Raw genomic sequence first — 21,586 nt, forward strand, 5'->3', positions numbered from 1 at the left:
GGCTGGTTCCGCACTCTGGCAGTCGTCACTAAACCGGTAAAGTCCTTATTTCGGCCAACGATTCAAGAGTGTGTACCAGCCCTGGTCAGCAATGGCCTATACCGGTTTAGGAGTGCGCATGCTGGACGTCACACCGATCGACGAGGGATGGATCCTGCGGCACGACGGGGCCGCGCTCCCCGCCGCGGTGCCGGGCTGTGTGCACACGGATCTGCTGGCGGCGGGGATCATCCCGGACCCGTTCCTGGGGCGGAACGAGACCGAGGTGGCGTGGGTGGGGCGGCGCGACTGGACGTACGAGACGACGCTCACCCCGATACCGGGCGGGCACGAGCAGACGGACCTCGTGTTCGACGGTCTCGACACCGCGGCGGAGATCCGGCTCGACGGTCGGCTCCTGGGCTCCGTACGGAACATGCACCGCTCGCACCGCTTCGACATCACGGGGCTCGGCGGCCGGCTCTCGGTGAACTTCCGCTCGGCCTACGGTGAGGCGGAGGCGGTGCGCGGGCGGCTCGGCGAGCGGCCGAACGCCTATCCCGAGCCCTTCCAGTACCTCCGCAAGATGGCCTGCTCCTTCGGCTGGGACTGGGGGCCGACGCTGGTCACGGCCGGCATCTGGAAGCGGGTGCGTCTGGAGCACTGGTCGACGGCACGGATCGCCCGGGTGCGTCCGGTCGTGACGGTCGAACAGGGCGTGGGCCGGGTGGAGTTGCACGTCGAGGTCGAACGGACCAGGGTCGAGGCGGGGCTCACCCTGGGCGCGCGGATCGGCGGCGTCCGGGCGGAGGCCACGGTCGACGGCACCAGCGGGGTCGTACGCCTCGAAGTGCCGGACGTCGAACTGTGGTGGCCGCGCGGCTACGGCGAACAGCCTCTGTACGAGGTCGAGTTGTGGCTCAGCCACGAGGGGCTGCTGGACAGCTGGCGGCGCCGGATCGGCTTCAGGAGTGTCGAGTTGGACCGCGGGTCCGACGAGCACGGGTCGGGCTTCACCTTCGTCGTGAACGGCGAGCGGCTCTTCGCCCGGGGCGTCAACTGGATCCCGGACGACGTCTTCCCGTCGCGGATCACCCGCGAGCGGTACCGCACCCGCCTGACCCAGGCGGCCGACGCGGGCGTGGATCTCGTACGCGTCTGGGGCGGCGGTATCTACGAGAGCGAGGACTTCTACGACGCCTGCGACGAGTTGGGCCTGCTGGTCTGGCAGGACTTCCCCTTCGCCTGCGCCGCCTACCCCGAGGAACAGCCGCTGCGGGGCGAGGTGGAGGCCGAGGCGCGCGAGAACGTCGTACGGCTGATGCCGCACCCCTCGCTCGTGCTGTGGAACGGCAACAACGAGAACCTGTGGGGCTTCAAGGACTGGGGCTGGGAGCAGCGGCTGGCCGGCGACTCGTGGGGGGAGGGCTACTACCTGGGTCTACTGCCGCGTGTCGTCGCCGAGTTGGACCCGACCCGGCCGTACACGCCGGGCAGCCCCTGGTCCGGCTCCTGGGACCACCACCCCAACGACCCGGCACACGGCACCCATCACTCGTGGGAGGTGTGGAACCGGGAGGACTACGCCGACTACCGGCTCCATGTCCCGCGGTTCGTGGCCGAGTTCGGCTGGCAGGCACCGCCCGCGTACGCCACGCTGCGGCGCGCTCTGCCCGACGAGGAACTCTCGCCGGACTCCCCCGGCATGCTGCACCACCAGAAGGCCGACGACGGGAACGGGAAGCTTGCGCGCGGGCTCGCCCGTCACTTCCCCATGCCCGAACAGGGCTTCTCCGAGGGCGACTTCGACCGGTGGCACTACCTCACCCAGGTCAACCAGGCGCGGGCCGTCGCCGCCGGGATCGAACACTGGCGCTCCCACTGGCCGGTGTGCGCGGGCACGATCGTCTGGCAGCTCAACGACTGCTGGCCGGTGACCTCCTGGGCGGCGATCGACGGCGACGGCCGCGAGAAGCCGCTCCACCACGAGCTGAAGAGGCTGTACGCGGACCGGCTGCTCACGCTTCAACCGCGGGGTGAGGGGCTGGTGTTGGCGGTGATCAACCAGGCCGCCGGGCCCTGGAGGGGCCGCCTGACGCTGCGTCGGATGTCGGTGGAGGGTGGTGTCGTGGCCGAGGCGAGTGTGGGGTTCGACGCCGGGGCGCGGGCCGTCGCCGATGTGCGTGTGCCGAGGGAACTGGAGCCCGTTGGACCCAAGGAGTTCCTGGTGGCGGACGCGGACGAGGATGGGGACAGAGACGGAGGCAGGGACGGGGACGTGCTACGGGCGCTGCACTTCCCCGTGCCCGACCGTGAAGTCCCGTACCCCCGGCCCCGGTTCGACGTCTCGGTCTCTCCGGGCGGCGACCGGGTGACCGTCACGGCCCATACGCTCGTACGGGATCTGCTGCTGCAGGCCGACCGGCTGGACCCGCGAGCATCGGCCGACCGGGGTCTGGTGACCCTGCTCCCCGGGGAACGGGTGACCATCGGTGTGCGCGGCTGGGAGACTCTGGACCATCCGGAAGCGGAGACCGCACGATCCGCCCTGTACTGCGTGGAGCCCGCCCGATGACGACACCGCCCCGCGTCACGATCAAGGACGTCGCGGCCCGCGCCGGGGTGTCCAAGGGGGCCGTCTCGCTGGCTTTCAACCACAAGCCGGGGCTCGCCGACGCGACCCGGGACCGGATCTTCGAGGCAGCGCGCGAACTGGGCTGGGCTCCGAACCTCGCCGCCCGGTCGCTGTCCAATCGCCGCGTGGACGTGATCGGCCTCGCCATCTGCCGGCCGGCGAAGCTGCTCGGGCTCGAACCGTTCTACATGGAGTTCATCTCGGGCGTGGAGAGCGTGCTGACCGAGCACTCGTGCTCCCTGCTGCTGCGGCTCGTGCGCACGGTGGAGGAGGAGGTCGGGCTCCAGGACTCCTGGTGGCGGGGCAAGCAGGTCAGCGGGTCGATCCTGGTCGACTTCAGGGCCGACGATCCGCGGGTGCCCGCCGTCGAGCGGCTCGGCATGCCCGTCGTGGCCGTCGGCCACCCGTCGCTCACCGGCGGGCTCACCTCCGTGTGGACCGACGACGCCACCGCCGTCACCGAGGCCGTGCGGTATCTCGCGGCGCTCGGGCATCGGCGGGTCGCCCGGGTCGGCGGCGCCGCCGCGCTCGGCCACACGGCGATCCGTACGGCGGCGTTCGACGAGGCGGCGCGGGTCCTTGGGCTGGCCGGGGCCCAGCAGGTGGCCACGGACTTCTCGGGGGACGCGGGGGCGAGGGCCACGCGGTCGCTGCTGACCTCCTCGGTCGGCGACCGGCCCACGGCGATCGTGTACGACAACGACATCATGGCGGTGGCCGGGTTGTCGGTGGCCGCGGAGATGGGGCTCAGCGTGCCCGGGGATGTGTCGCTGCTCGCCTGGGACGACTCCCAGCTGTGCCGGCTGACGCATCCGACGCTGTCCGCGATGAGCCATGACGTGCACGGGTTCGGCGCGGAGGTCGCCCGAACGTTGTTCGACGTCGTCACGGGGGCGGAAGGCGGGGGGTCGCATCCGGTGCCCACACCCGTGCTGACGCCCCGGGGGTCTACGGCGCCGCCGCGGTAGAGGTCCGTACGGGGCGGTCCGTGCGAGGCGGTCCGTGCGGGGGTGCGGGTGCGTGGTGGGGCTGAAAGCCGTGTGACCTTCGCCGCTCCCCGCTGTGGGACTGGGCAGGTGGGTTACCCGTAAGTAGCATGGGAGGTGAGCGCGCGCTCAGGGCGTGTGTGTCGCGCAGCAGTGCCATCCCGCATCTGGAGGAGAGCCATCGTGCCTCGTACCGTCAGGGACGTCGTCTTCGTCGACGGCGTCCGCACCCCGTTCGGCAAGGCGGGCCCGAAGGGCATCTACCACGAGACCCGTGCCGACGACCTCGTCGTGAAGGCGATCCGGGAGCTGCTGCGCCGCAACCCCGGTCTCGACCCGAAGAAGATCGACGAGGTCGCCATCGCCGCGACCACGCAGATCGGCGACCAGGGCCTGACGCTGGGCCGCACGGCCGGAATCCTGGCCGGGCTGCCGCAGTCCGTGCCGGGTTACTCGATCGACCGCATGTGCGCCGGTGCGCTGACGGCCGTCACCTCGACCGCCGGCTCCATCGCGTTCGGCGCGTACGACGCCGTCATCGCCGGTGGTGTCGAGCACATGGGCCGCCACCCCATGGGCGAGGGCGTGGACCCGAACCCGCGGTTCGTCAGCGAGAAGCTGGTCGACGAGTCCGCCCTGTTCATGGGCATGACCGCCGAGAACCTGCACGACCGCTACCCGCACATCACCAAGCAGCGCACCGACGAGTACGCCGTGCGCTCGCAGGAGAAGGCGGCCAAGGCCTACGCGAACGGCAAGATCCAGGCCGACCTGGTCCCGATCTCCGTACGCCGTACGAACGCCGAGGCGGGCGAGACGGGCTGGGGCCTGGTCACCGCCGACGAGCCGATGCGTCCGGGGACCACCCTGGAGAACCTCGCCGGTCTGAAGACGCCGTTCCGTGTGCACGGGCGGGTCACCGCCGGTAACGCGGCCGGTCTGAACGACGGCGCGACCGCGTCGATCATCGCGTCCGAGGACTTCGCGCGCGAGCACGACCTGCCGGTCAAGATGCGCCTGGTCTCGTACGCCTTCGTGGGCGTCGAGCCCGAGGTGATGGGCTACGGCCCGATCCCGGCCACGGAGAAGGCCCTGGCGAAGGCCGGTCTCTCCATCGAGGACATCAACCTCTTCGAGATCAACGAGGCCTTCGCCATCCAGGTCCTCGCGTTCCTCGACCACTACGGCATCGCCGACGACGACGCGCGCGTCAACCAGTACGGCGGCGCCATCGCGTACGGCCACCCGCTGGCCTCCTCCGGCGTCCGGCTGATGACACAGCTGGCCCGCCAGTTCGAGGAGCAGCCGGAGGTCCGTTACGGCCTCACCACCATGTGCGTCGGCTTCGGCATGGGCGCCACGGTGATCTGGGAGAACCCGCACCACAAGGACGCCGGAGGCGACAAGTGAGCACCACTGAACTCCTGAAGGGCGCGGCAGAGCTGTTCCCCGACGAGGTCGTGACGTCGGCGCACGTACGCCACCTCGACCTCCCGTTCGGCGCCGGGCGCTTCGCGCTCATCACGCTCGACAACGGCCTCGACCACACCAAGCCGACCACCTTCGGCCCGGCCTCGCTGGCGAACCTCGACGCCGCGATCGACCAGGTCGAGAAGGAGGCCGCGGCCGGCGAGATCATCGGCGTCGGTGTCACCGGCAAGCCGTTCATCTTCGCGGTCGGCGCGGACCTCAAGGGCGTCGAGCTCCTGAAGGACCACAAGGACGCGCTGGCCATCGGCAAGGGCGGCCACGAGGTCTTCAAGCGTCTCGCGGCCCTCGCGGTCCCGACCTTCGCGTACTACAACGGCGCGGCCATGGGCGGTGGCGTCGAGGTCGGTCTGCACTGCACCTACCGCACGGTGTCCGCGGCCCTGCCCGCCTTCTCGCTGCCCGAGGTGTTCCTGGGCCTGGTCCCGGGCTGGGGCGGCTGCACGCTGCTCCCGAACCTCATCGGCGCCGAGCGTGCGGTGAGCGTGATCATCGAGAACTCGCTCAACCAGAACAAGCAGCTCAAGGGCGCCCAGGTCCACGAACTGGGCATCGCCGACGCCCTGTTCGAGGGGGCGGACTTCCTGGAGCAGTCGCTGATCTGGACGGCGTCCGTCCTCAAGGGCGAGATCGTCATCGACCGCCCGGTGATCGACCGCGGCGAGGCCTGGGACCAGGCCGTCGCCAAGGGCCGTTTCATCGCGGACAGCAAGGTGCACGGGGCGGCCCCGGCCGCGTACCGCGCGCTGGACATCATCGCCGCGGCGAAGAACGGTGACCTGCAGCAGGGTTACGACGCCGAGGACGTGGCCCTCGCCGACCTGATCATGGGTGGCGAACTGCGCGCCGGCATCTACGCGTTCAACCTGGTGCAGAAGCGCGGCAAGCGTCCCGCGGGTGCCCCGGACAGGAACCTGGCCCGCCCGGTCACCAAGGTCGGTGTCGTTGGCGCCGGTCTGATGGCCTCCCAGCTCGCACTGCTCTTCCTGCGCCGCCTTGAGGTGCCGGTCGTGCTGACCGACATCGACCAGGAGCGCGTCGACAAGGGTGTGGGCTACGTCCACGCCGAGATCGACAAGCTGCTGCTGAAGTCCCGTATCAACCAGGACAAGGCCAACCGCCTGAAGGCCCTGGTCACCGGTGTGCTGGACAAGGCCGAGGGCTTCGCGGACGCCGACTTCATCATCGAGGCCGTGTTCGAGGAGATCGGCGTCAAGCAGCAGGTGTTCGCGGAGGTCGAGGCGGTCGCCCCGGCGCACGCGATCCTCGCCACCAACACCTCGTCCCTCTCCGTGACGGAGATGGCGTCGAAGCTGAAGAACCCCGAGCGGGTCGTCGGCTTCCACTTCTTCAACCCGGTCGCGATCCTGCCGCTCCTGGAGATCGTGCGGGGCGAGGCCACGGACGACGCCTCGCTGGCCACGGCCTTCGCCGTCGCCAAGAAGCTGAAGAAGACCGCGGTTCTGGTGAAGGACGCCCCTGCGTTCGTCGTGAACCGCATCCTCACGCGCTTCATGGGCGAGATCCAGAACGTCATCGACGAGGGCACGTCGGTCGAGGTCGCGGAGAAGGCGGTCGAGCCGCTGGGTCTGCCGATGTCACCGCTGGTGCTCCTTGAGCTGGTCGGTCCCGCGATCGGTCTGCACGTCTCCGAGACCCTCAACCGGGCCTTCCCGGAGCGCTTCACCGTCTCCCCGAACCTCGCGGCCGTCGTCAAGGCGGGCAAGCGTGGCTTCTACGTGTACGACTCCGGGAAGCCGGAACTCGACCCTGAGGTCGCCGCGCTGCTCAAGCAGGGCGATGTCGTGCTGACCGAGGAGCAGGTGCGCGAGCGTGTCCTCGACGCCGTGGCCCAGGAGATCGGGCTCATGCTCGACGAGGGTGTCGTGGCCGAGGCGCAGGACATCGACCTGTGCCTGATCACTGGTGCGGGGTGGCCCTTCCACCTGGGTGGGATCACGCCCTACCTGGACCGTGAGGGTGTCTCCGACCGGGTCAACGGCAAGCCGTTCCTGGGGCGGGGTGTAGCTAGCGTCCCGGCGTAGGCGTTCCACTGGGTTGCGCAGTGCCCCGTACACCGGCCGGGTGTGCGGGGCACTTGGCGTTCGTGCCCGGCAGGACGTTTCTCGCCCCCGCCGCCCCTACCCATTCCCGTCCCCTGGGGGCTGCCGCCCCCCAGGCCCCCGCTTCGGCCTGAACGGCCTCGTCCTGGGGTCCCGCCGGTAATGCTCCAGGATTGAACGCTGAGGAATGATCTCGTTCCCCCACCGGTGGTGGAGGGTTGCCGGCTTCGCCGGACGTGCGTCCGGCGGGCTGTCATGGCCCCGGGCGGCCGCCCGGGGCCCGGAAGTGGTGGGACCGGAATACGAGCGAAAAGTGCCACACGCCAGCGGCCAGGTAGGTCACGGGCGCGAATCGGTGTCGTGGGCGGGTGGCAAGAACGTCCGCCGACTCGAAGAGGCGGCAACGCGGACACTGAGGTTGTTTCATAGGCGGTCGCTCGTGAAACACCCTCCCGCCCGGCGACTCCTCATGAAACAGTCCGGGGTCGTGAGCGACGCCTTCAAGCGCGTGGAGGCGTACGACTGCCCGATGTCCACCTGCGCCGCCCCCGCAGGCTCCCTGCCTCGGACCGGGAAGGGCAAGGCGACGATGCAGTACCGCACCGCCCGCCTCCGCCTCGTGCCGCAACTCGCCAAGGTGCTCAGCGTGCCGACCCCCGCCGTACGCAAGCCGGGGTCGGTGTGGACCGAGCTGCCCCGGCCGATGAGCGCCGGCACCAAGCCGGTCGGGCACGTCCGCCTCGGCTACGCACGGGCCTCGACCGCCCGGCAGTCTTTCGACGCGCACAAGCGGCTCGGCCGCGGCATCGAACTCGCCACGCTCGCCGAGGAACTGAAGGCGAGCGACGTCGGCCTGGAGTTCCTCACCGGTGAACTGAGGGGCTCGCACGACCCCTCCGGCATCGTGTTCACCGTGCTCGCGGCCATGTCCGGCATGGAGCGCGAGTACATCCGCGACGGCCCCTTGAAGGCCACGAGTCCGCCCGCAAGCGCGGCAAGACCATCGGCGGCGCGGGCGTCACCGACGAGGACATGCTGTCCATGGCCCTCCACCGGCACGAAGAAGGGCCAACACCCCTCACGGGTTTGCGGCTGGTGTCTGAGCCAGGGGTCCAGCCAAGGGAAAGCCAAAGGCCGCAGCGAGGATGTCAGAGAGGGACCGTTCCCGGGACACGCCCACAGGGGCACCCGATCTTCATCCAGGGCACGTTGCTACCCCCCCGAGGGGCAATGAGGTCCACGGCGGGTCGAGCGGAGCAGCACGCCTCCCGCACCGGGCAAAGGCCCGAGGCTCTCGGGGAGGCGTGCGCACTCCTCAGCGTGCGGTTCAGCCCACCGAGTTCGCCTGCTCGGCCGCGCTCAGCGACGAGAGGGGTTCGGCGGCGGACTTGGCCGCGACGGGGTTCGCGTGAGTGGCTGCGAGCGGGTTGGCGTGGGTGGCCGCGACAGGGTTCGCGTGAGTGGCCGCAACCGGGTCCGCCTGAGTGGCCGGCACCGGGTTGGCGTGGGTGGCCGCGACGGGGTTCGCGTGGGTGGCCGGCACCGGGTCCGCCTGAGTGGCCGGGACCGGGTTCGCGTGGGTGGCCGGGGTCGCGGCGTTGGCGACGCTGACCATCCCCGCGGCGGCCAGAACGGTTCCGGCGGCCACGCTGAACATGGCGCGGCGGTTCTGCGAGAACTTGCGGTGCTTCGACAAGAGTCTGCCTCTTTCTCGGATCGCCGGGCCCCCACCTGTGCGTGGGAGCCCGTTCAGGAGAGAGGTACGGAGACGGGCGCAGTCAGGTTGCACGGTGCGGCGGGAAGATTCTCCTGCCCGCACCGTGCAACCCCGGAGGGCCACTCCACGTATGTATGTCAGATGGAGTGGTGGGCAAGGGAGAGGCCGGCGAAGAGTGAGGGACACGGCCCGGGAACGCGAGTTCCGGGAATTCGCCGAGGCGCGGCAGGCGCAGCTCCGACGCAGCGCCTACCTGCTCTGCGGTGACTGGCACCAGGCACAGGACCTGACCCAGACGACTTTGATGAAGTTGTACGCGGCCTGGGGACGGGTCAACCGGGACGGCAATGCGGATGCCTACGCTCGCACCATCCTCACCCGCACCTTCATCGACCAGTGGCGCAAGAGGGGCTGGCGTGAGGAGCCGGTGAGCGAGCCACCCGATCTTCCCTCGGACGTGTCCGGCGCACCGGAGTTGCGATGGATGATGCAGGAAGCCCTGATGGAGCTGGCGCCCCGTTTCCGAGCCGTGTTGGTCCTGCGATTCTGGGAGGACTGGTCCGTCGAGCAGACCGCGCACGCGCTGCGGGTGAGTCCGGGAACGGTGAAGAGCCAAAGCGCCCGCGCGCTCGCCCGGCTGCGCGAGATCGTCGAAGGCCTTGACATTGAAGGGACCAGGAGGTGAAACCGGCCATGAATGACCACAATGACGACGCTCTGCACGCCGCCTTCCAGGCAGTCCTCAGCGCCGATCCGGAGCCGACGCTCCCCAGCGTTGTCGACGCGGCTGTCGTCGGCGGCTTCCGGATCCGCCGACGACGAGCCGCGCTCGCCACAGCCGGCGCACTGATCGTCGTGGCCTCCATGGCCGCCGTGGCCGTCAACCTGTCCTGGCTGGGCGGCGAACAGGATCCGGCGCCCCTGGCCCCCGCCAGCACCGCCCACCCGACGCCGCACACACCCGAACCCGCTCGCACGGCGGAGCCCCTTCCCTCCGGAGACTGACAGTCGCCGGGGCCGCCCCGGCATCACGCTGTGAAGTCCGGGTAGATCCACACGGCCTCCGCGCTCCATGACCGCCCGCGCGAGCTCGGCAGCCCCTTCACATGCGGTGACGCTGGGCAACAGGAACCCCGCCAGCCCCCGCAGTGACCGAACCGAGACCCCTCAGATCGTGATCATTCCTTGGCGTTCAATCCTGGAGCACTACCGGCGTGACTCCGTCCTCAAACGCCGGACGGGCTGGGGGTGTCGGCCCGGGCTGCGAAATCTTTGGCCCCTCCGGCGTTTGAGGAGCGGGGGTTCGGGGGCTGGCCCCCGAAAGGGACGATGGGGGTCCCCCGCTCGATCGAAACCGAGAGTGGGGGAGGGTAGGGGCGGCGGGGGCGAGCTAAATGGTCCGCCATGCCTCCAGCGCCAAACCCGGCTCTTCCTTGCGGCGGGTCAGTAGGAGTTGGCCGGTGGTCGGCTGGAGGGTGGCGGCCGTGACGCGGCCCTCGTGGTCCTGGCTCAGGGACAGCTGGACGTCCGCGGGAAGCTGGGGACCGGACTCGGTCCACCAGGCACCCGCCGACTCCCCCTCGGTCGGATACGCGGCGAAGGCGACCCGGCCGCTCAAGGACCTCTGGGCGAGCAACGTGCAGTCGACACCGTCGAGCGTGCAGCGGATCGCGGACACCGGCCCAGGCCCGGCACAGGTGAGGAGCGCCACGGGCTCACCGCCGGCCCGCCAGGCGCACACCGTGTCCGACTCGTCCGTGAAGAAGAGCGTCACGTGGTCCTCGGAGGTGGTGAGGGCCCGCAGCGTGCCCGGCCGCGCCGCCACCTTGAGCGGCTCCTCGTCGAGCGCGGGGATGTGGCCGGGGCCCGGCTGGGTCCACCGCAGGATGCCCGTCGGCGAGGTCGCGTACAGCTCGACGAGCCCGGACTCCCGCGTCACGGCCGCAAGTTCGCCCTCGACCTCGCGGCCCTTGAGGTCGCGCCACGGGCCCCACCCGCCGCGTTCCTTCTGGCCGCGCATGCTGACTCCGCCGCCCCGGTTGGGTACGAAGACATGGGCGCGGCCCTGCGCGTCGACCGTGACGGCCGGGACGCCGGTCGCCTCGCCGTTCTTGTTGGGATGCCCGAGGGGGTTCCAGTCGAGGGCCGCGAGATGCGGCCGGAAGTGCGTGGCGTGGACGAGCCCCGACTCCTGCCCGCCGGTGGGACGCCAGGACACCAGATGGGCGTAACCGTCGGTTCCCTGCCCCACGGCGAGTGCGGGATGGACACGCTGGTCGCCGCCGACCGTACGGGGCGCCGACCAGGCGCCGCCCGGGTGCTGCTCGGCCCGGCACCACACCGCTTCCTCACGCGGAGCGTAGGCGCCGAGCCTGCCGTCCCGGCCGCATATGAGCCAGTCACCGTTCACTGTGCGGACCATTGACACTCCACCACTCTAATCGGGTGGTGTGATCCCCCTCCGTGCGACCCTGGCCACATGGACGCCCCGCTGCTCGTGATCGTCGACGCCGCCAATGTGGTCGGGTCCGTGCCCGACGGCTGGTGGCGCGACCGCCGGGGCGCCGCGGAGCGCCTGCGGGACCTGCTCGTCCCGTACGCCACCGACGGGCTGCCGGGGCATCCGGGCCCCCTGGAGCTGGTCCTCGTGGTCGAGGGCGGCGCTCGCGGCATCGCCTCCGTCCCGGGCGTACGGGTCGACGAGGCGCCCGGCAGCGGCGACGACCGCATCGTGGAACTGACCGCCCAGGCCGCGGACCGCCCGCGCCTGGTGGTCACGGCCGACCGTGAACTGCGCCGTCGGGTGAGCGAGTTGGGCGCGGAGGTCACGGGCCCACGCACGGTCCGCCCCTAGCACCCGCACACCCGCAGCCCTCACCCGACATCCCGCGGACCCGTACACCGCACCCGCTCGCTCCCACCCGCCGCGCACGCGGTCCGGCCCCGCGGTCTCCGCCGAAGCGGGACGTACGGGGCCGGTTGATCGCGAGGGTCGGTCGAACGCGAAGGTCGGGTTACTCGGTGTCTCCGCGCTGCGGCTTGACGGTATCGACGGCCACGGCCTCCTCGCCGCGTCCGAGACGGCTGTGGGAGCGGCCGTACAGGAAGTACACGAGGAAGCCGATCGCCATCCAGATGCCGAACCGCAGCCAGGTCTCGGCGGGCAGGTTGAGCATCAGCCACAGCGAGGCGAGGACGGAGACGATCGGCAGGAACGGCACCAGCGGGGTGCGGAAGGAGCGGGGCAGTTCGGGGCGGGTGCGGCGGAGGATGATCACGCCGATCGCGACGACGACGAACGCGAACAGCGTGCCGATGTTGACCAGTTCGGCGAGCTCGCTGAGGCTGGTGAAGCCCGCGAGGATCGCGATGATCACGCCGAGCAGGATGGTCGGCCGGTGCGGGGTCTTGAAGCGCGGGTGGACGTGCGAGAAGAAGCGCGGCAGCAGTCCGTCGCGGCTCATCGCGAAGAAGACCCGGGTCTGGCCGAGGAGCAGGATCATGCAGACCGTCGTGAGGCCGACGGCGGCGCCGAAGCTGATGAAGCCCGCGAACCAGGGGTGTCCGGTGGCCTTGAACGCGTCGGCGAGCGGGGCGTCAACGGAGAGCTCGGTGTAGTGCTGCATACCGGTCACGACGATCGCCACCGCGACGTACAGCGTGGTGCAGATGACCAGTGAGCCGAGGATGCCGCGCGGCATGTCCCGCTGTGGGTTACGGGTCTCCTCGGCGGCCGTGGCCACGACGTCGAAGCCGATGAAGGCGAAGAAGACGACGGACGCGGCGGTGAAGATGCCCATCACGCCGAAGTTGGAGGGGGCCCAGCCGAACATCAGCTGGATGAGCGGGGACTGGAGATCGCCGCCCGCCGGCACCTCCTGCGCCTTCGGGATGAACGGGTCGTAGTTGTCGCTCGTGATGAAGAAGGCACCGGCGATGATCACGACCATGACGACGGTGACCTTGATGGCGACGACGACCGCGGTGATCCGGGCGGAGAGCTTCATGCCGATCACGAGGATGCCGGTGAGGACCAGCACGAGGGCGGCGGCGAGGATGTCGAAGCCGAAGCCGTCAGCCCCCTCTCTCCCGCTGAGGGCCGCCGGCAGGTGCCAGCCCGCGTTGTCCAGCAGCGAGGCGATGTAGCCCGACCAGCCGACGGCGACCACCGCCGTGCCGAGCGCGAACTCCAGCACGAGGTCCCAGCCGATGATCCAGGCGGGCAGTTCCCCGAGTGAGGCGTACGAGAAGGTGTAGGCCGAGCCGGCCACCGGGACGGTGGAGGCGAACTCGGCGTAGCAGAGCGCGGCGAGCGCGCAGACGACCCCGGCGACGGCGAAGGCCAGGGCTACGGCGGGACCGGCGTTGTTCTTGGCGACCGTGCCGGTCAGGACGAAGATGCCGGTGCCGATGATGACACCGACGCCGAAGACGGTCAGATCCAGCGCGGACAAGGATTTCTTGAGCGCGTGCTCCGGCTCCTCGGTATCGAGGATGGACTGTTCGACCTTCTTCGTCCTGAAGAGGGTGCTGCTCACGGCGTACCTCCCACGCTTGTCGTCCTCGACATGATCGAGAGGGGGCGTGGTCCGTATGCCCCGGCGCGGCAGGTTTCACGCCAATGGGCCGGTTTCATCACCGTAAAGGGTGTGGAAACCGGCCCACTCGGCCGTGTCGGTCGCGTGCGACCGGGCGTGTCAGTCGCGGGCGGACTCCACCGTGGCGTGCGCCTGCTCGAACCTGCCGTCGAGCTTGGATACCAGGCCGGTGACCTGCCGGGCGATGTCCGGTGCGGTCAGTCCGATCTCGGCCAGCACCTCCTTGCGGGTGGCGTGGTCGAGGAAGCGGGGCGGGATGCCGAAGTCGCGCAGCGGTACGTCCACGCCCGCGTCGCGCAGGGCCTGGGCGACGGCCGAACCGACGCCGCCGACGCGGGAGTTGTCCTCGACGGTGACGACCACCCGGTGCTGCTCGGCGAGCGGGGCCATGGCCTCGTCGACGGGCTTGACCCAGCGCGGGTCGACGACCGTCGTGGAGATTCCCTGCTTGTCGAGGAGCCCGGCGATCTCCAGGCACATCGGAGCGAGGGCGCCGACCGAGACGAGCAGGACGTCCGGGGCGTCGGTGCCCGGCTCGCGCAGGACGTCCATGCCGCCGATCCGGCCCACGGCGGGTACGGCGGGACCGACCGCGCCCTTGGAGAAGCGGACCACGGTCGGCGCGTCGGTGACCTCGACGGCCTCGCGGAGCTGGGCACGGACCTGGTCGGCGTCGCGCGGGGCGGCCAGCCGGAGCCCGGGGACGACCTGGAGGATCGACATGTCCCACATACCGTTGTGGGAGGCGCCGTCGGTGCCGGTGATGCCGGCCCGGTCGAGGACGAAGGTGACACCGCACTTGTGCAGGGCCACGTCCATCAGGACCTGGTCGAAGGCCCGGTTGAGGAAGGTCGCGTAGACCGCGAAGACGGGGTGCAGGCCGCCGGTGGCGAGGCCGGCCGCCGAGACGGCCGCGTGCTGCTCGGCGATGCCGACGTCATACACCCGGTCCGGGAAGGCCTTGGCGAACTTGTCGAGGCCGACCGGCTGGAGCATGGCGGCCGTGATGGCGACGACGTCCTTGCGCTCCTTGCCGAGCTTGACCATCTCCTCGCCGAAGACGGACGTCCAGTCGGCGCCGGAGGAGGCGATCGGCAGGCCCGTGTCGGGGTGGATCTTGCCGACGGCGTGGAAGCGGTCCGCCTCGTCCTGGAGGGCGGGCTGGTAGCCGCGGCCCTTCTCGGTGAGGCAGTGCACGATGACGGGGCCGCCGAAGCGCTTGGCGCGGACGAGCGCGGACTCTAGGGCCTCGATGTCGTGGCCGTCGATGGGACCGACGTACTTCAGGCCCAGGTCCTCGAACATGCCCTGCGGGGCGATGAAGTCCTTGAGGCCCTTCTTGGCGCCGTGCAGGGTTTCGTAGAGCGGCTTCCCGACGACGGGCGTGCGCTCCAGGATGTCCTTGCCGCGGGCCAGGAACCGCTCGTAGCCGTCGGTGGTGCGCAGGGTCGCCAGGTGGTTGGCGAGGCCGCCGATCGTGGGGGCGTACGACCGCTCGTTGTCGTTGACGACGATGACGAGCGGGCGGTCCTTGGCGTCGGCGATGTTGTTGAGCGCCTCCCAGGCCATGCCGCCGGTGAGGGCTCCGTCGCCGATGACGGCGACGACGTGGTCCTCTTTTCGCAGGACCTCGTTGGCTTTCGCGAGGCCGTCGGCCCAGCCGAGGACCGTGGAGGCGTGCGAGTTCTCGATGACGTCGTGCTCGGACTCCGCCTGCGAGGGGTAGCCGGACAGGCCGCCCTTCATCTTCAGCTTCGAGAAGTCCTGGCGGCCCGTGAGCAGCTTGTGCACATAGGACTGGTGCCCCGTGTCCCAGAGAATTCTGTCCTTCGGGGACTCGAAGACGCGGTGCAGCGCGATGGTGAGCTCCACGACACCGAGGTTCGGGCCGAGGTGGCCGCCGGTCTTGGAGACCTCTTCGACGAGGAAGGTCCGGATCTCGCCTGCCAGCTGGTCCAGCTGCTCCAGGCTGAGCCGGTCCAGATCGCGCGGTCCCCTGATGCGGGTCAGCAGCGGCACCCGTGCCTCCTTGCAGTAGAGCTGATCGAGCTTTTACCGGGTCTGTCGAGTCTAATGTTCCGCCTTTCACGGCGGCGGCCGGGCTGTGCGTCGTACGTCACGCGTTCGGCCGTAAAACATCTCGCCCACGGCTCCCGCCACCAAACGCACACGCACAGACGAAAGTGCCCGACACCGCCATTGGTGTCGGGCACTTGTCCGAACGGGGCTTCGCGCCCCGACCGCGGAGGGTTACGCGCGACCCGCGGTCTTCTGCGTCTGCCGGGTGATGGAGTCGATGACAACCGTGGCCAGAAGCACACCACCAGTGATCATGTACTGGACCGGTGTGGCGATGCCCTCAAGGGCCAGCCCGTACTGGATCGACGTGATCACCATGACACCGAGCAGCGCGTTCCACGTACGCCCGCGCCCGCCGAAGAGGCTGGTGCCGCCGATGACCGCCGCCGCGATGACGTTCATCAGAAGGTCACCCGCACCGGCGCTCTGGTTCGCCGCCGCGATCTTCGAGGACCAGAACAGACCGCCCACCGCGGCGAAGAAGCCCGCGATGGCGAAGACCGAGACCCGTACCGCCGTGACGTTGATACCGGCACGACGGGACGCCTCGACGCTGCCGCCGAGCGCGAAGATCTTGCGGCCGTAGGTCGTGCGGCGCAGCACGAAGTCCGTGATCACCAGGACCAGGACGAACAGCAGCAGCGCCAGCGGCAGCCCCTTGTACTGGTTGAACATGATCGCCGCGGCGAAGGCGACGACCGCGAGGATCGCGGTGCGCACCACGATGTCGATGAGAGGGCGGGCCGGGATGCCCGCCGCCTCCCGACGACGGCTGTCCAGGAACGAGGTGACGAAGAAGAGCGCCACCGCGACCACCGCGAGCCCGTAGGCGGCGGCGACGTCCGAGAAGTAGTACGTGGTCAGCTTGCCGACCAGGCCGTCGCCGTCGAGGTTGATCGTGCCGTTCTCGCCCAGGATCTGGAGCATGAAGCCGAGCCAGAAGAGCAGGCCGGCCAGCGTGACCGCGAACGCGGGCGCGCCGATCCTCGCGAAGAAGAAGCCGTGGATCGCGCCGATGGCCGCACCGCTGGCGAGGGCGATGAGCACCGCCAGCCACTCGTTCACATCGTTCGTGACGCTGAGCACGGCGGTGATGGCGCCCGCCACACCGCTGACCGAACCGACCGACAGGTCGATCTCGCCGAGCATCAGGACGAAGATGATGCCGACGGACATCATGCCGGTGGCGACCATCGCGACGGCGATGTTGTTGAGGTTCTCGGCCGAGAGGAAGGCCGAGTTGAGGCTCTGGAAGATGACACAGATGACGATCAGACCGACGACGACCGGGATGGAGCCCAGGTCACCGGCGCGCATCTTGCGCTTGAACTCGTCGAGGTAGCCGGCGAAGCCACGCTCGCGCACCAGCAGCCGGGGGTCGACGGCGACGTCGGCGCCCGCGGCGGCCTCGGGGTTCTCCACGACGTGGTCCCCGGGAGTGGCGGAGGTCTTGTCGATGCTCACTTCTGAGCCTCCCCGTTGCTGCGCGCCGCACGACGGGTCACGGCGTTGTCCGTGGCACCGGTGATGGCGGAGATGATCTCTTCCTGCGAGGTGGTCTTGACCTCGAAGACTCCGTTGTTGCGGCCGAGCCGGAGCACCGCCACCTTGTCGGCGACGGCCTTGACGTCGGCCATGTTGTGGCTGATGAGCAGGACGGCGTGGCCGCGCTCGCGCAGCCGCTCGACCAGGTCGAGGACCTGGGCGGTCTGCTCGACACCGAGGGCCGCGGTGGGCTCGTCGAGGATGACCAGCTTGGGCTCGCCGAGCATGGAGCGGGCGATGGCCACCGTCTGACGCTGACCGCCGGAGAGCGAGGCGATCGGGATACGCACGCTGGGGATACGGATCGACAGCGTCTGGAGCAGTTCGCGGGAGCGGCGCTCCATCTCGACCTCGTCCAGGATGCCGCGCTTCTTCAGCTCACGGCCCAGGTAGAGGTTGCCGACGACGTCGATGTTGTCGCACAGCGCGAGGTCCTGGTAGACGGTTGCGATGCCCAGGTGCTGGGCATCCTGCGGCTTGTTGATCTGGACGGTCCTGCCGTCCCATTCGACGACGCCCTCGTCGATGGGGTGCACGCCGGCGATCGTCTTCACCAGCGTGGATTTTCCGGCGCCGTTGTCGCCGACCAGGGCGACCACCTCGCCGGCGTGGACCTCGAGCTCTACGTCCGTGAGCGCCTGGACGGCGCCGAACCGCTTCGAGACCCCGCGCAACGCCAGGACAGGCGTAGCGGACACGTTGACCATCTCCTTCGCCGCCTGACCCGGCGGGAGGTTGTGCAGAAGAATTGGGAAGGGGGGAAGGATTCCGTCCGGCGCCCCGCCCTAGCTTGCGGGGCTGGTGATTGCGGGGCGCCGGAGGAGCTTCGGGTGCGCGAGTCCCGGACTGGATTCCTTGCGGGAATCAGGCCTCGTACGGAAATCCGATGGCGAATTCCCGTACGCGGTGAGGGACTTGCGTTTGGCTACTTCAGACCGATCGTGTCGCAGGCGGCCTTGTACTTCGCCGTGCAGATCTCGGGGACCGTGTAGATGCCGTCCTTGATGACGGTCTCGTTGATGTTGTCCTTGGTCAGCGAGACGACCGGGACGAGCACCGCCGGAATACCCTTGGTGGTTCCGCTGTCGACCGTGGTCTTGGCGATGGAGTCGAGCTTGTCGCCCTTGGCGAGGGCGACGGCCATCTGCGCGGCGATGTCCGCCTCCTGCGGGTAGGGCTTGTAGACGCTCATGTACTGCTCACCCGCGACGATGTGCTGCACACCGGCGAGCTCGGCGTCCTGGCCGGTGACCGGCGGGAGCGGGGAGATACCCGCGGCCTTCAGGGCGGTGATGATGCCGCCCGCCATGCCGTCGTTGGCGGAGTAGACGCCGACGATCTTGTCCTTGCCGATCGCGGAGATCGCGCCTTCCATGTTGGCGTTGGCGTTGGCCGCCTTCCACTCCTTGGTGTCGTACGACTTCGCGATGTCGACCTTGCCGTCGAGCTCGGACAGCGCGCCCTTCTTGAAGAGGGCGGCGTTCGGGTCGGTGATCGCTCCGTTCATCATGACGATCTTCGCGGAGGGCTTGGCCTTGTCGCCCAGGGCCTCCAGGAGTGCCTTGCCCTGGACACGACCGACCTCTTCGTTGTCGAAGGAGGTGTATCCGTCGATCGGGCCCTCGGCCAGGCGGTCGTAGGCGACGACCGGGATGCCGGCCTCCTTGGCCTTCTTCACCGAGTTGGCGATGGCCTTCGAGTCGACCGCGTCCACGATCAGCACGTCGACCTTGTTGGTGATCATCGTGTCGGCCTGCTGGGACTGCGTGGTCGCGTCCTGCTTGGCGTTGGCGTAGACGATCTCGCCCTTGTTGTTCGTGAGCTCCTTGACCTTCTTCTCGATCAGGGGCTTGTCGAACTTCTCGTAGCGTGCCGTCTCGTTCTCCGGAAGGAGGAGGCCGACCTTGATGTCGTCACCCTTGGCGGCGCTCTTCGTGCTGTCGCTGTCGTCTCCGGACTCCTTGGCACTGCCACAGGCGGCCAACGAGACAGCCATCGCACCCGCGGCAACAGCAAAGGCGGCGCGACGCATACGCGTATTCACTTCAGAAACCTCCCTGACGAGGCCGCGACGTTGCGGCCGAGGTGGCTGGAAGTCAACTCGGCCGCAAGTGCGACGTCAAGAAGTAAATCCTTAACGAGATGGCAACGGTGCCATCCGTTCTCTAAGTGAAGGCAGGCGTGGCAGTACTGAGCGAGCCGTCCAAAAGGGTCGAATCGCCCATCTCGCTGAGTGCGAGAGCGAGCGCCCCGAGGACTTCCGCCCGGCCGCCAAGTGCCCCTGGCAGAACGGATAGCTGACGTGCCGCACTGGGGATCGCATAGCGGCTGACGGACTCCCTTATGGGGCCGATCACGAGCTCTCCGGCCTCGGCGAGATCACCACCGAGAACCACCCGGCTCGGGTTGAGCAAGTTGCAGAGATTGGCGACTCCACTGCCGATGTGTCGGCCGACGTCGGCGATCACCCGACGACAGCCAGGGTCTCCGTCCCTCGCCAGTCGTACGACACCTTCCATGGTCAGGTCCGTGCCGTGGCTGGACTGCAGGAGCGGCAGCACATAGCGCGCCGCCGCGAAGGTCTCCAGGCAGCCCCGGTTGCCGCAGCGACAGACCGGGCCGGACTCGTCAAGAGTAATATGCCCGATTTCTCCCGCTGTGCCACCCGGGCCGCGGTAGATCTTGCCGCTGATCACGAGTCCGGCGCCGACACCGCTGGCGACCTTGATGTACGCCAGGTCCCGTACGCCCCGGCCGCTCCCCCAGACAAGTTCGCCGAGGGCTCCCAGGTTGGCGTCGTTGTCGACGTGCACCGGCACACCGAGCCGTCCGCCCAGCTCCTCGGCGGGTTTGGTGCCGGCCCAGCCCGGCAGGATCGCGGTTGAGCCGAGCGTCCCGGACTCCACGTCGATCGGCCCCGGCACGCCGAGCCCGACGCCCGCGATCTTCGTACGGTCCACGCCGGTGGCCGCGATCAGGCGGCTGACCAGCTGTTCCGCCCGGTCGAAGCCCTGTGCGGCGGAGGCGTCCACATCGAGCGGCTCGGACTCCTCGGCGAGCACCTGATGGGCGAGGTTGCCGACCGCGACGCGCAGATGCGTGTGCCCGAAGTCGACGCCGATCACGATGCCGGCATCACCGCTGAGGCTGACGCTGCGCGCCCTTCGGCCGCCCGCCGAGGTGGGGGTGACCTCGACCGTTCCGCCGTCCTTCAGCTCCCGAACGATATTGGAGACCGTGGCCGCGGACAGGCCCGTCGTCCTCGCGATCTCGGCCTGCGTGAGCGACCCGGCCAGACGCACCGCGCGTACGACCCGTTCGAGATTGGCTCGGTGCAGCGACGACTGCGACCCCGGAGTCTCCACGACGACCTCCTGCGTACGGGGTCGCCTCAGTGAGACCCCGTCTATGTCCAACTAGTGAACTCTAAGCTGAGCCGTTGGGGTCGCCTCCCGTCAAGAGGTTGAGCGAAGAGAGGGGCGCACCGGCGCCCGCACACACAAGAGTGGCCCCGGCATCAATCCGGGACCACCCTCGCAAACCGAACCGACAGCCCAACCGTTACTTGAGCGCGCCCGCGGTGAGACCCGACTGCACCTGGCGCTGGAAGATGACGTACACGATGAGGACCGGCAGCATCGCGATCATCATGCCTGCCATCAGGGCGCCCCAGTCGTTCTCGTAGCCCTGCTGCAGGGCGATCATGGCGAGGCCCTGGGTGAGGACGTACTTGTCCTCCTGCTGGTTGAGCACCATGGGCAGCAGGTACTGGTTCCACTGCCCGAGGAAGTTGAAGATCCCGATGCTGATCAGGCCCGGCTTGGCCATCGGGAGCATCACCTGGAAGAAGGTTCGGGAGTGCGACGCCCCGTCGATCAGCGCGGCCTCGGCGACCGTGGTCGGCAGCGTCCGGAAGAACGCCGTCATGAAGAAGATCGTGAACGGCAGCGAGTACGCGATGTAGACGAGGATCAGACCCTGGTACGTGGCCAGCAGCGAGGATCCCGGGAAGTCCCGCAGGACGAAGAAGAGCGGGATGACGAGCATGAACACCGGGAACGACATGCCTGCCACGAACGCGTAGTAGATCAGCCGGTTGCCCGGGAAGGTGAAGCGGGCCAGCACGTACGCGGCCATCGAGCCGAGGACCATCGTGCCGACCACCGAGCCGCCCACGACGATGATCGTGTTGATGAAGTACTGGCCCATGTTCGCCTTGTTCCAAGCGTTGGACCAGTTCTCGAAGTGCAGCGAGGTGGGCAGGCCCCAGGGGTCGGTGAGGATGCCGTTGCTGGTCTTGAAGGAGCTCCAGAGCACCCACAGCAGCGGTACGCCCACCATGAGCGCCCACAGGATGAGCATCCCGTGCGAGAAGACGTGGAGCACTCCGCCCTCGGAGCTGCGGCCGTCGGTCGGGCCGAGCTTTTTGGTGATGCTCGGGCGGGGTTGCGGCTCGTCGGCCGCGGCCACCTTGTCGATTTCGGTCGTCATCCGCC

At 69.1% G+C, this 21,586-nt stretch carries 17 protein-coding genes; 8 read left to right on the top strand and 9 right to left on the bottom strand.

Annotated features, from left to right (window positions below):
• The first annotated feature begins 118 nt into the window (after positions 1–118).
• The 5 genes from ACH4YP_RS14035 to ACH4YP_RS14055 all read left to right on the top strand — a co-directional run bounded on the left by ACH4YP_RS14035 (position 119) and on the right by ACH4YP_RS14055 (position 8,385).
• Positions 119–2,554, top strand: coding sequence for a glycoside hydrolase family 2 protein (locus tag ACH4YP_RS14035; RefSeq protein ID WP_398490704.1), 2,436 nt, complete (start codon positions 119–121; stop codon positions 2,552–2,554).
• A complete protein-coding gene (locus ACH4YP_RS14040; RefSeq protein WP_398490705.1) occupies positions 2,551–3,582 on the top strand; it encodes a LacI family DNA-binding transcriptional regulator in 1,032 nt (343 codons plus the stop codon). Before ACH4YP_RS14035 ends, ACH4YP_RS14040 begins: the two co-directional genes overlap by 4 nt.
• 201 nt (positions 3,583–3,783) lie before the next feature.
• Positions 3,784–5,010, top strand: a complete 1,227-nt coding sequence (locus tag ACH4YP_RS14045) for a thiolase family protein (RefSeq protein ID WP_398490706.1) — start codon at positions 3,784–3,786, stop codon at positions 5,008–5,010.
• Positions 5,007–7,133: a 3-hydroxyacyl-CoA dehydrogenase NAD-binding domain-containing protein gene (locus ACH4YP_RS14050; protein WP_361069736.1), complete on the top strand. Its 2,127-nt coding sequence runs from the start codon at positions 5,007–5,009 to the stop codon at positions 7,131–7,133. Before ACH4YP_RS14045 ends, ACH4YP_RS14050 begins: the two co-directional genes overlap by 4 nt.
• A 505-nt stretch (positions 7,134–7,638) precedes the next feature.
• Positions 7,639–8,385: a hypothetical protein gene (locus ACH4YP_RS14055; RefSeq protein ID WP_398490707.1), complete on the top strand. Its 747-nt coding sequence runs from the start codon at positions 7,639–7,641 to the stop codon at positions 8,383–8,385.
• A 93-nt stretch (positions 8,386–8,478) separates the two neighbouring features.
• On the opposite strand, the gene ACH4YP_RS14060 is transcribed toward ACH4YP_RS14055, so the two are convergent.
• A complete protein-coding gene (locus tag ACH4YP_RS14060; protein WP_361073154.1) occupies positions 8,479–8,847 on the bottom strand; it encodes a hypothetical protein in 369 nt (122 codons plus the stop codon).
• A gap of 196 nt (positions 8,848–9,043) precedes the next feature.
• Between ACH4YP_RS14060 and ACH4YP_RS14065 the strand changes: the two genes are divergently transcribed.
• Both ACH4YP_RS14065 and ACH4YP_RS14070 read left to right on the top strand, forming a co-directional pair.
• Complete coding sequence (locus ACH4YP_RS14065; RefSeq protein ID WP_361073157.1) at positions 9,044–9,553, top strand: SigE family RNA polymerase sigma factor; 510 nt, start codon at positions 9,044–9,046, stop codon at positions 9,551–9,553.
• A gap of 8 nt (positions 9,554–9,561) precedes the next feature.
• The gene (locus tag ACH4YP_RS14070; RefSeq protein WP_361073160.1) at positions 9,562–9,873 is read left to right on the top strand and encodes a hypothetical protein; all 312 of its coding nucleotides are present in this window, start codon (positions 9,562–9,564) and stop codon (positions 9,871–9,873) included.
• Between the two features lie 385 nt (positions 9,874–10,258).
• On the opposite strand, the gene ACH4YP_RS14075 is transcribed toward ACH4YP_RS14070, so the two are convergent.
• Positions 10,259–11,278: a hypothetical protein gene (locus ACH4YP_RS14075; protein ID WP_398490829.1), complete on the bottom strand. Its 1,020-nt coding sequence runs from the start codon at positions 11,276–11,278 to the stop codon at positions 10,259–10,261.
• Positions 11,279–11,347: 69 nt separating this feature from the next.
• On the opposite strand from ACH4YP_RS14075, the gene ACH4YP_RS14080 reads away from it, so the two are divergent.
• The gene (locus tag ACH4YP_RS14080) at positions 11,348–11,722 is read left to right on the top strand and encodes an NTP pyrophosphohydrolase (RefSeq protein ID WP_361073163.1); all 375 of its coding nucleotides are present in this window, start codon (positions 11,348–11,350) and stop codon (positions 11,720–11,722) included.
• A 160-nt stretch (positions 11,723–11,882) separates the two neighbouring features.
• Here the strand turns inward: ACH4YP_RS14080 and ACH4YP_RS14085 are convergent, their stop codons facing one another.
• The 7 genes from ACH4YP_RS14085 to ACH4YP_RS14115 form a co-directional block, all read right to left on the bottom strand.
• Entirely contained in the window at positions 11,883–13,406 is a 1,524-nt protein-coding gene (locus tag ACH4YP_RS14085; protein WP_361068861.1) for an amino acid permease, read from the bottom strand.
• 159 nt (positions 13,407–13,565) lie between these two features.
• Positions 13,566–15,485 (bottom strand): 1-deoxy-D-xylulose-5-phosphate synthase, encoded by a 1,920-nt coding sequence (gene dxs, locus ACH4YP_RS14090; RefSeq protein WP_398490708.1) that lies wholly within the window; start codon positions 15,483–15,485, stop codon positions 13,566–13,568.
• 231 nt (positions 15,486–15,716) lie between these two features.
• The gene (locus ACH4YP_RS14095; RefSeq protein WP_361068855.1) at positions 15,717–17,009 is read right to left on the bottom strand and encodes a sugar ABC transporter permease; all 1,293 of its coding nucleotides are present in this window, start codon (positions 17,007–17,009) and stop codon (positions 15,717–15,719) included.
• Positions 17,006–17,797: an ATP-binding cassette domain-containing protein gene (locus tag ACH4YP_RS14100; protein WP_361068853.1), complete on the bottom strand. Its 792-nt coding sequence runs from the start codon at positions 17,795–17,797 to the stop codon at positions 17,006–17,008. The genes ACH4YP_RS14095 and ACH4YP_RS14100 overlap by 4 nt, the downstream gene beginning before the upstream one ends.
• A gap of 218 nt (positions 17,798–18,015) precedes the next feature.
• Complete coding sequence (locus ACH4YP_RS14105; RefSeq protein ID WP_361068866.1) at positions 18,016–19,122, bottom strand: sugar ABC transporter substrate-binding protein; 1,107 nt, start codon at positions 19,120–19,122, stop codon at positions 18,016–18,018.
• Between the two features lie 133 nt (positions 19,123–19,255).
• The gene (locus ACH4YP_RS14110; RefSeq protein WP_361068850.1) at positions 19,256–20,455 is read right to left on the bottom strand and encodes an ROK family transcriptional regulator; all 1,200 of its coding nucleotides are present in this window, start codon (positions 20,453–20,455) and stop codon (positions 19,256–19,258) included.
• 196 nt (positions 20,456–20,651) lie between these two features.
• A complete protein-coding gene (locus ACH4YP_RS14115; protein ID WP_361068847.1) occupies positions 20,652–21,581 on the bottom strand; it encodes a carbohydrate ABC transporter permease in 930 nt (309 codons plus the stop codon).
• Positions 21,582–21,586: the final 5 nt, after the last annotated feature.

It is taken from the genome of Streptomyces sp. NPDC020747, from assembly GCF_044334695.1.
Taxonomy (GTDB): Bacteria; Actinomycetota; Actinomycetes; order Streptomycetales; family Streptomycetaceae; genus Streptomyces.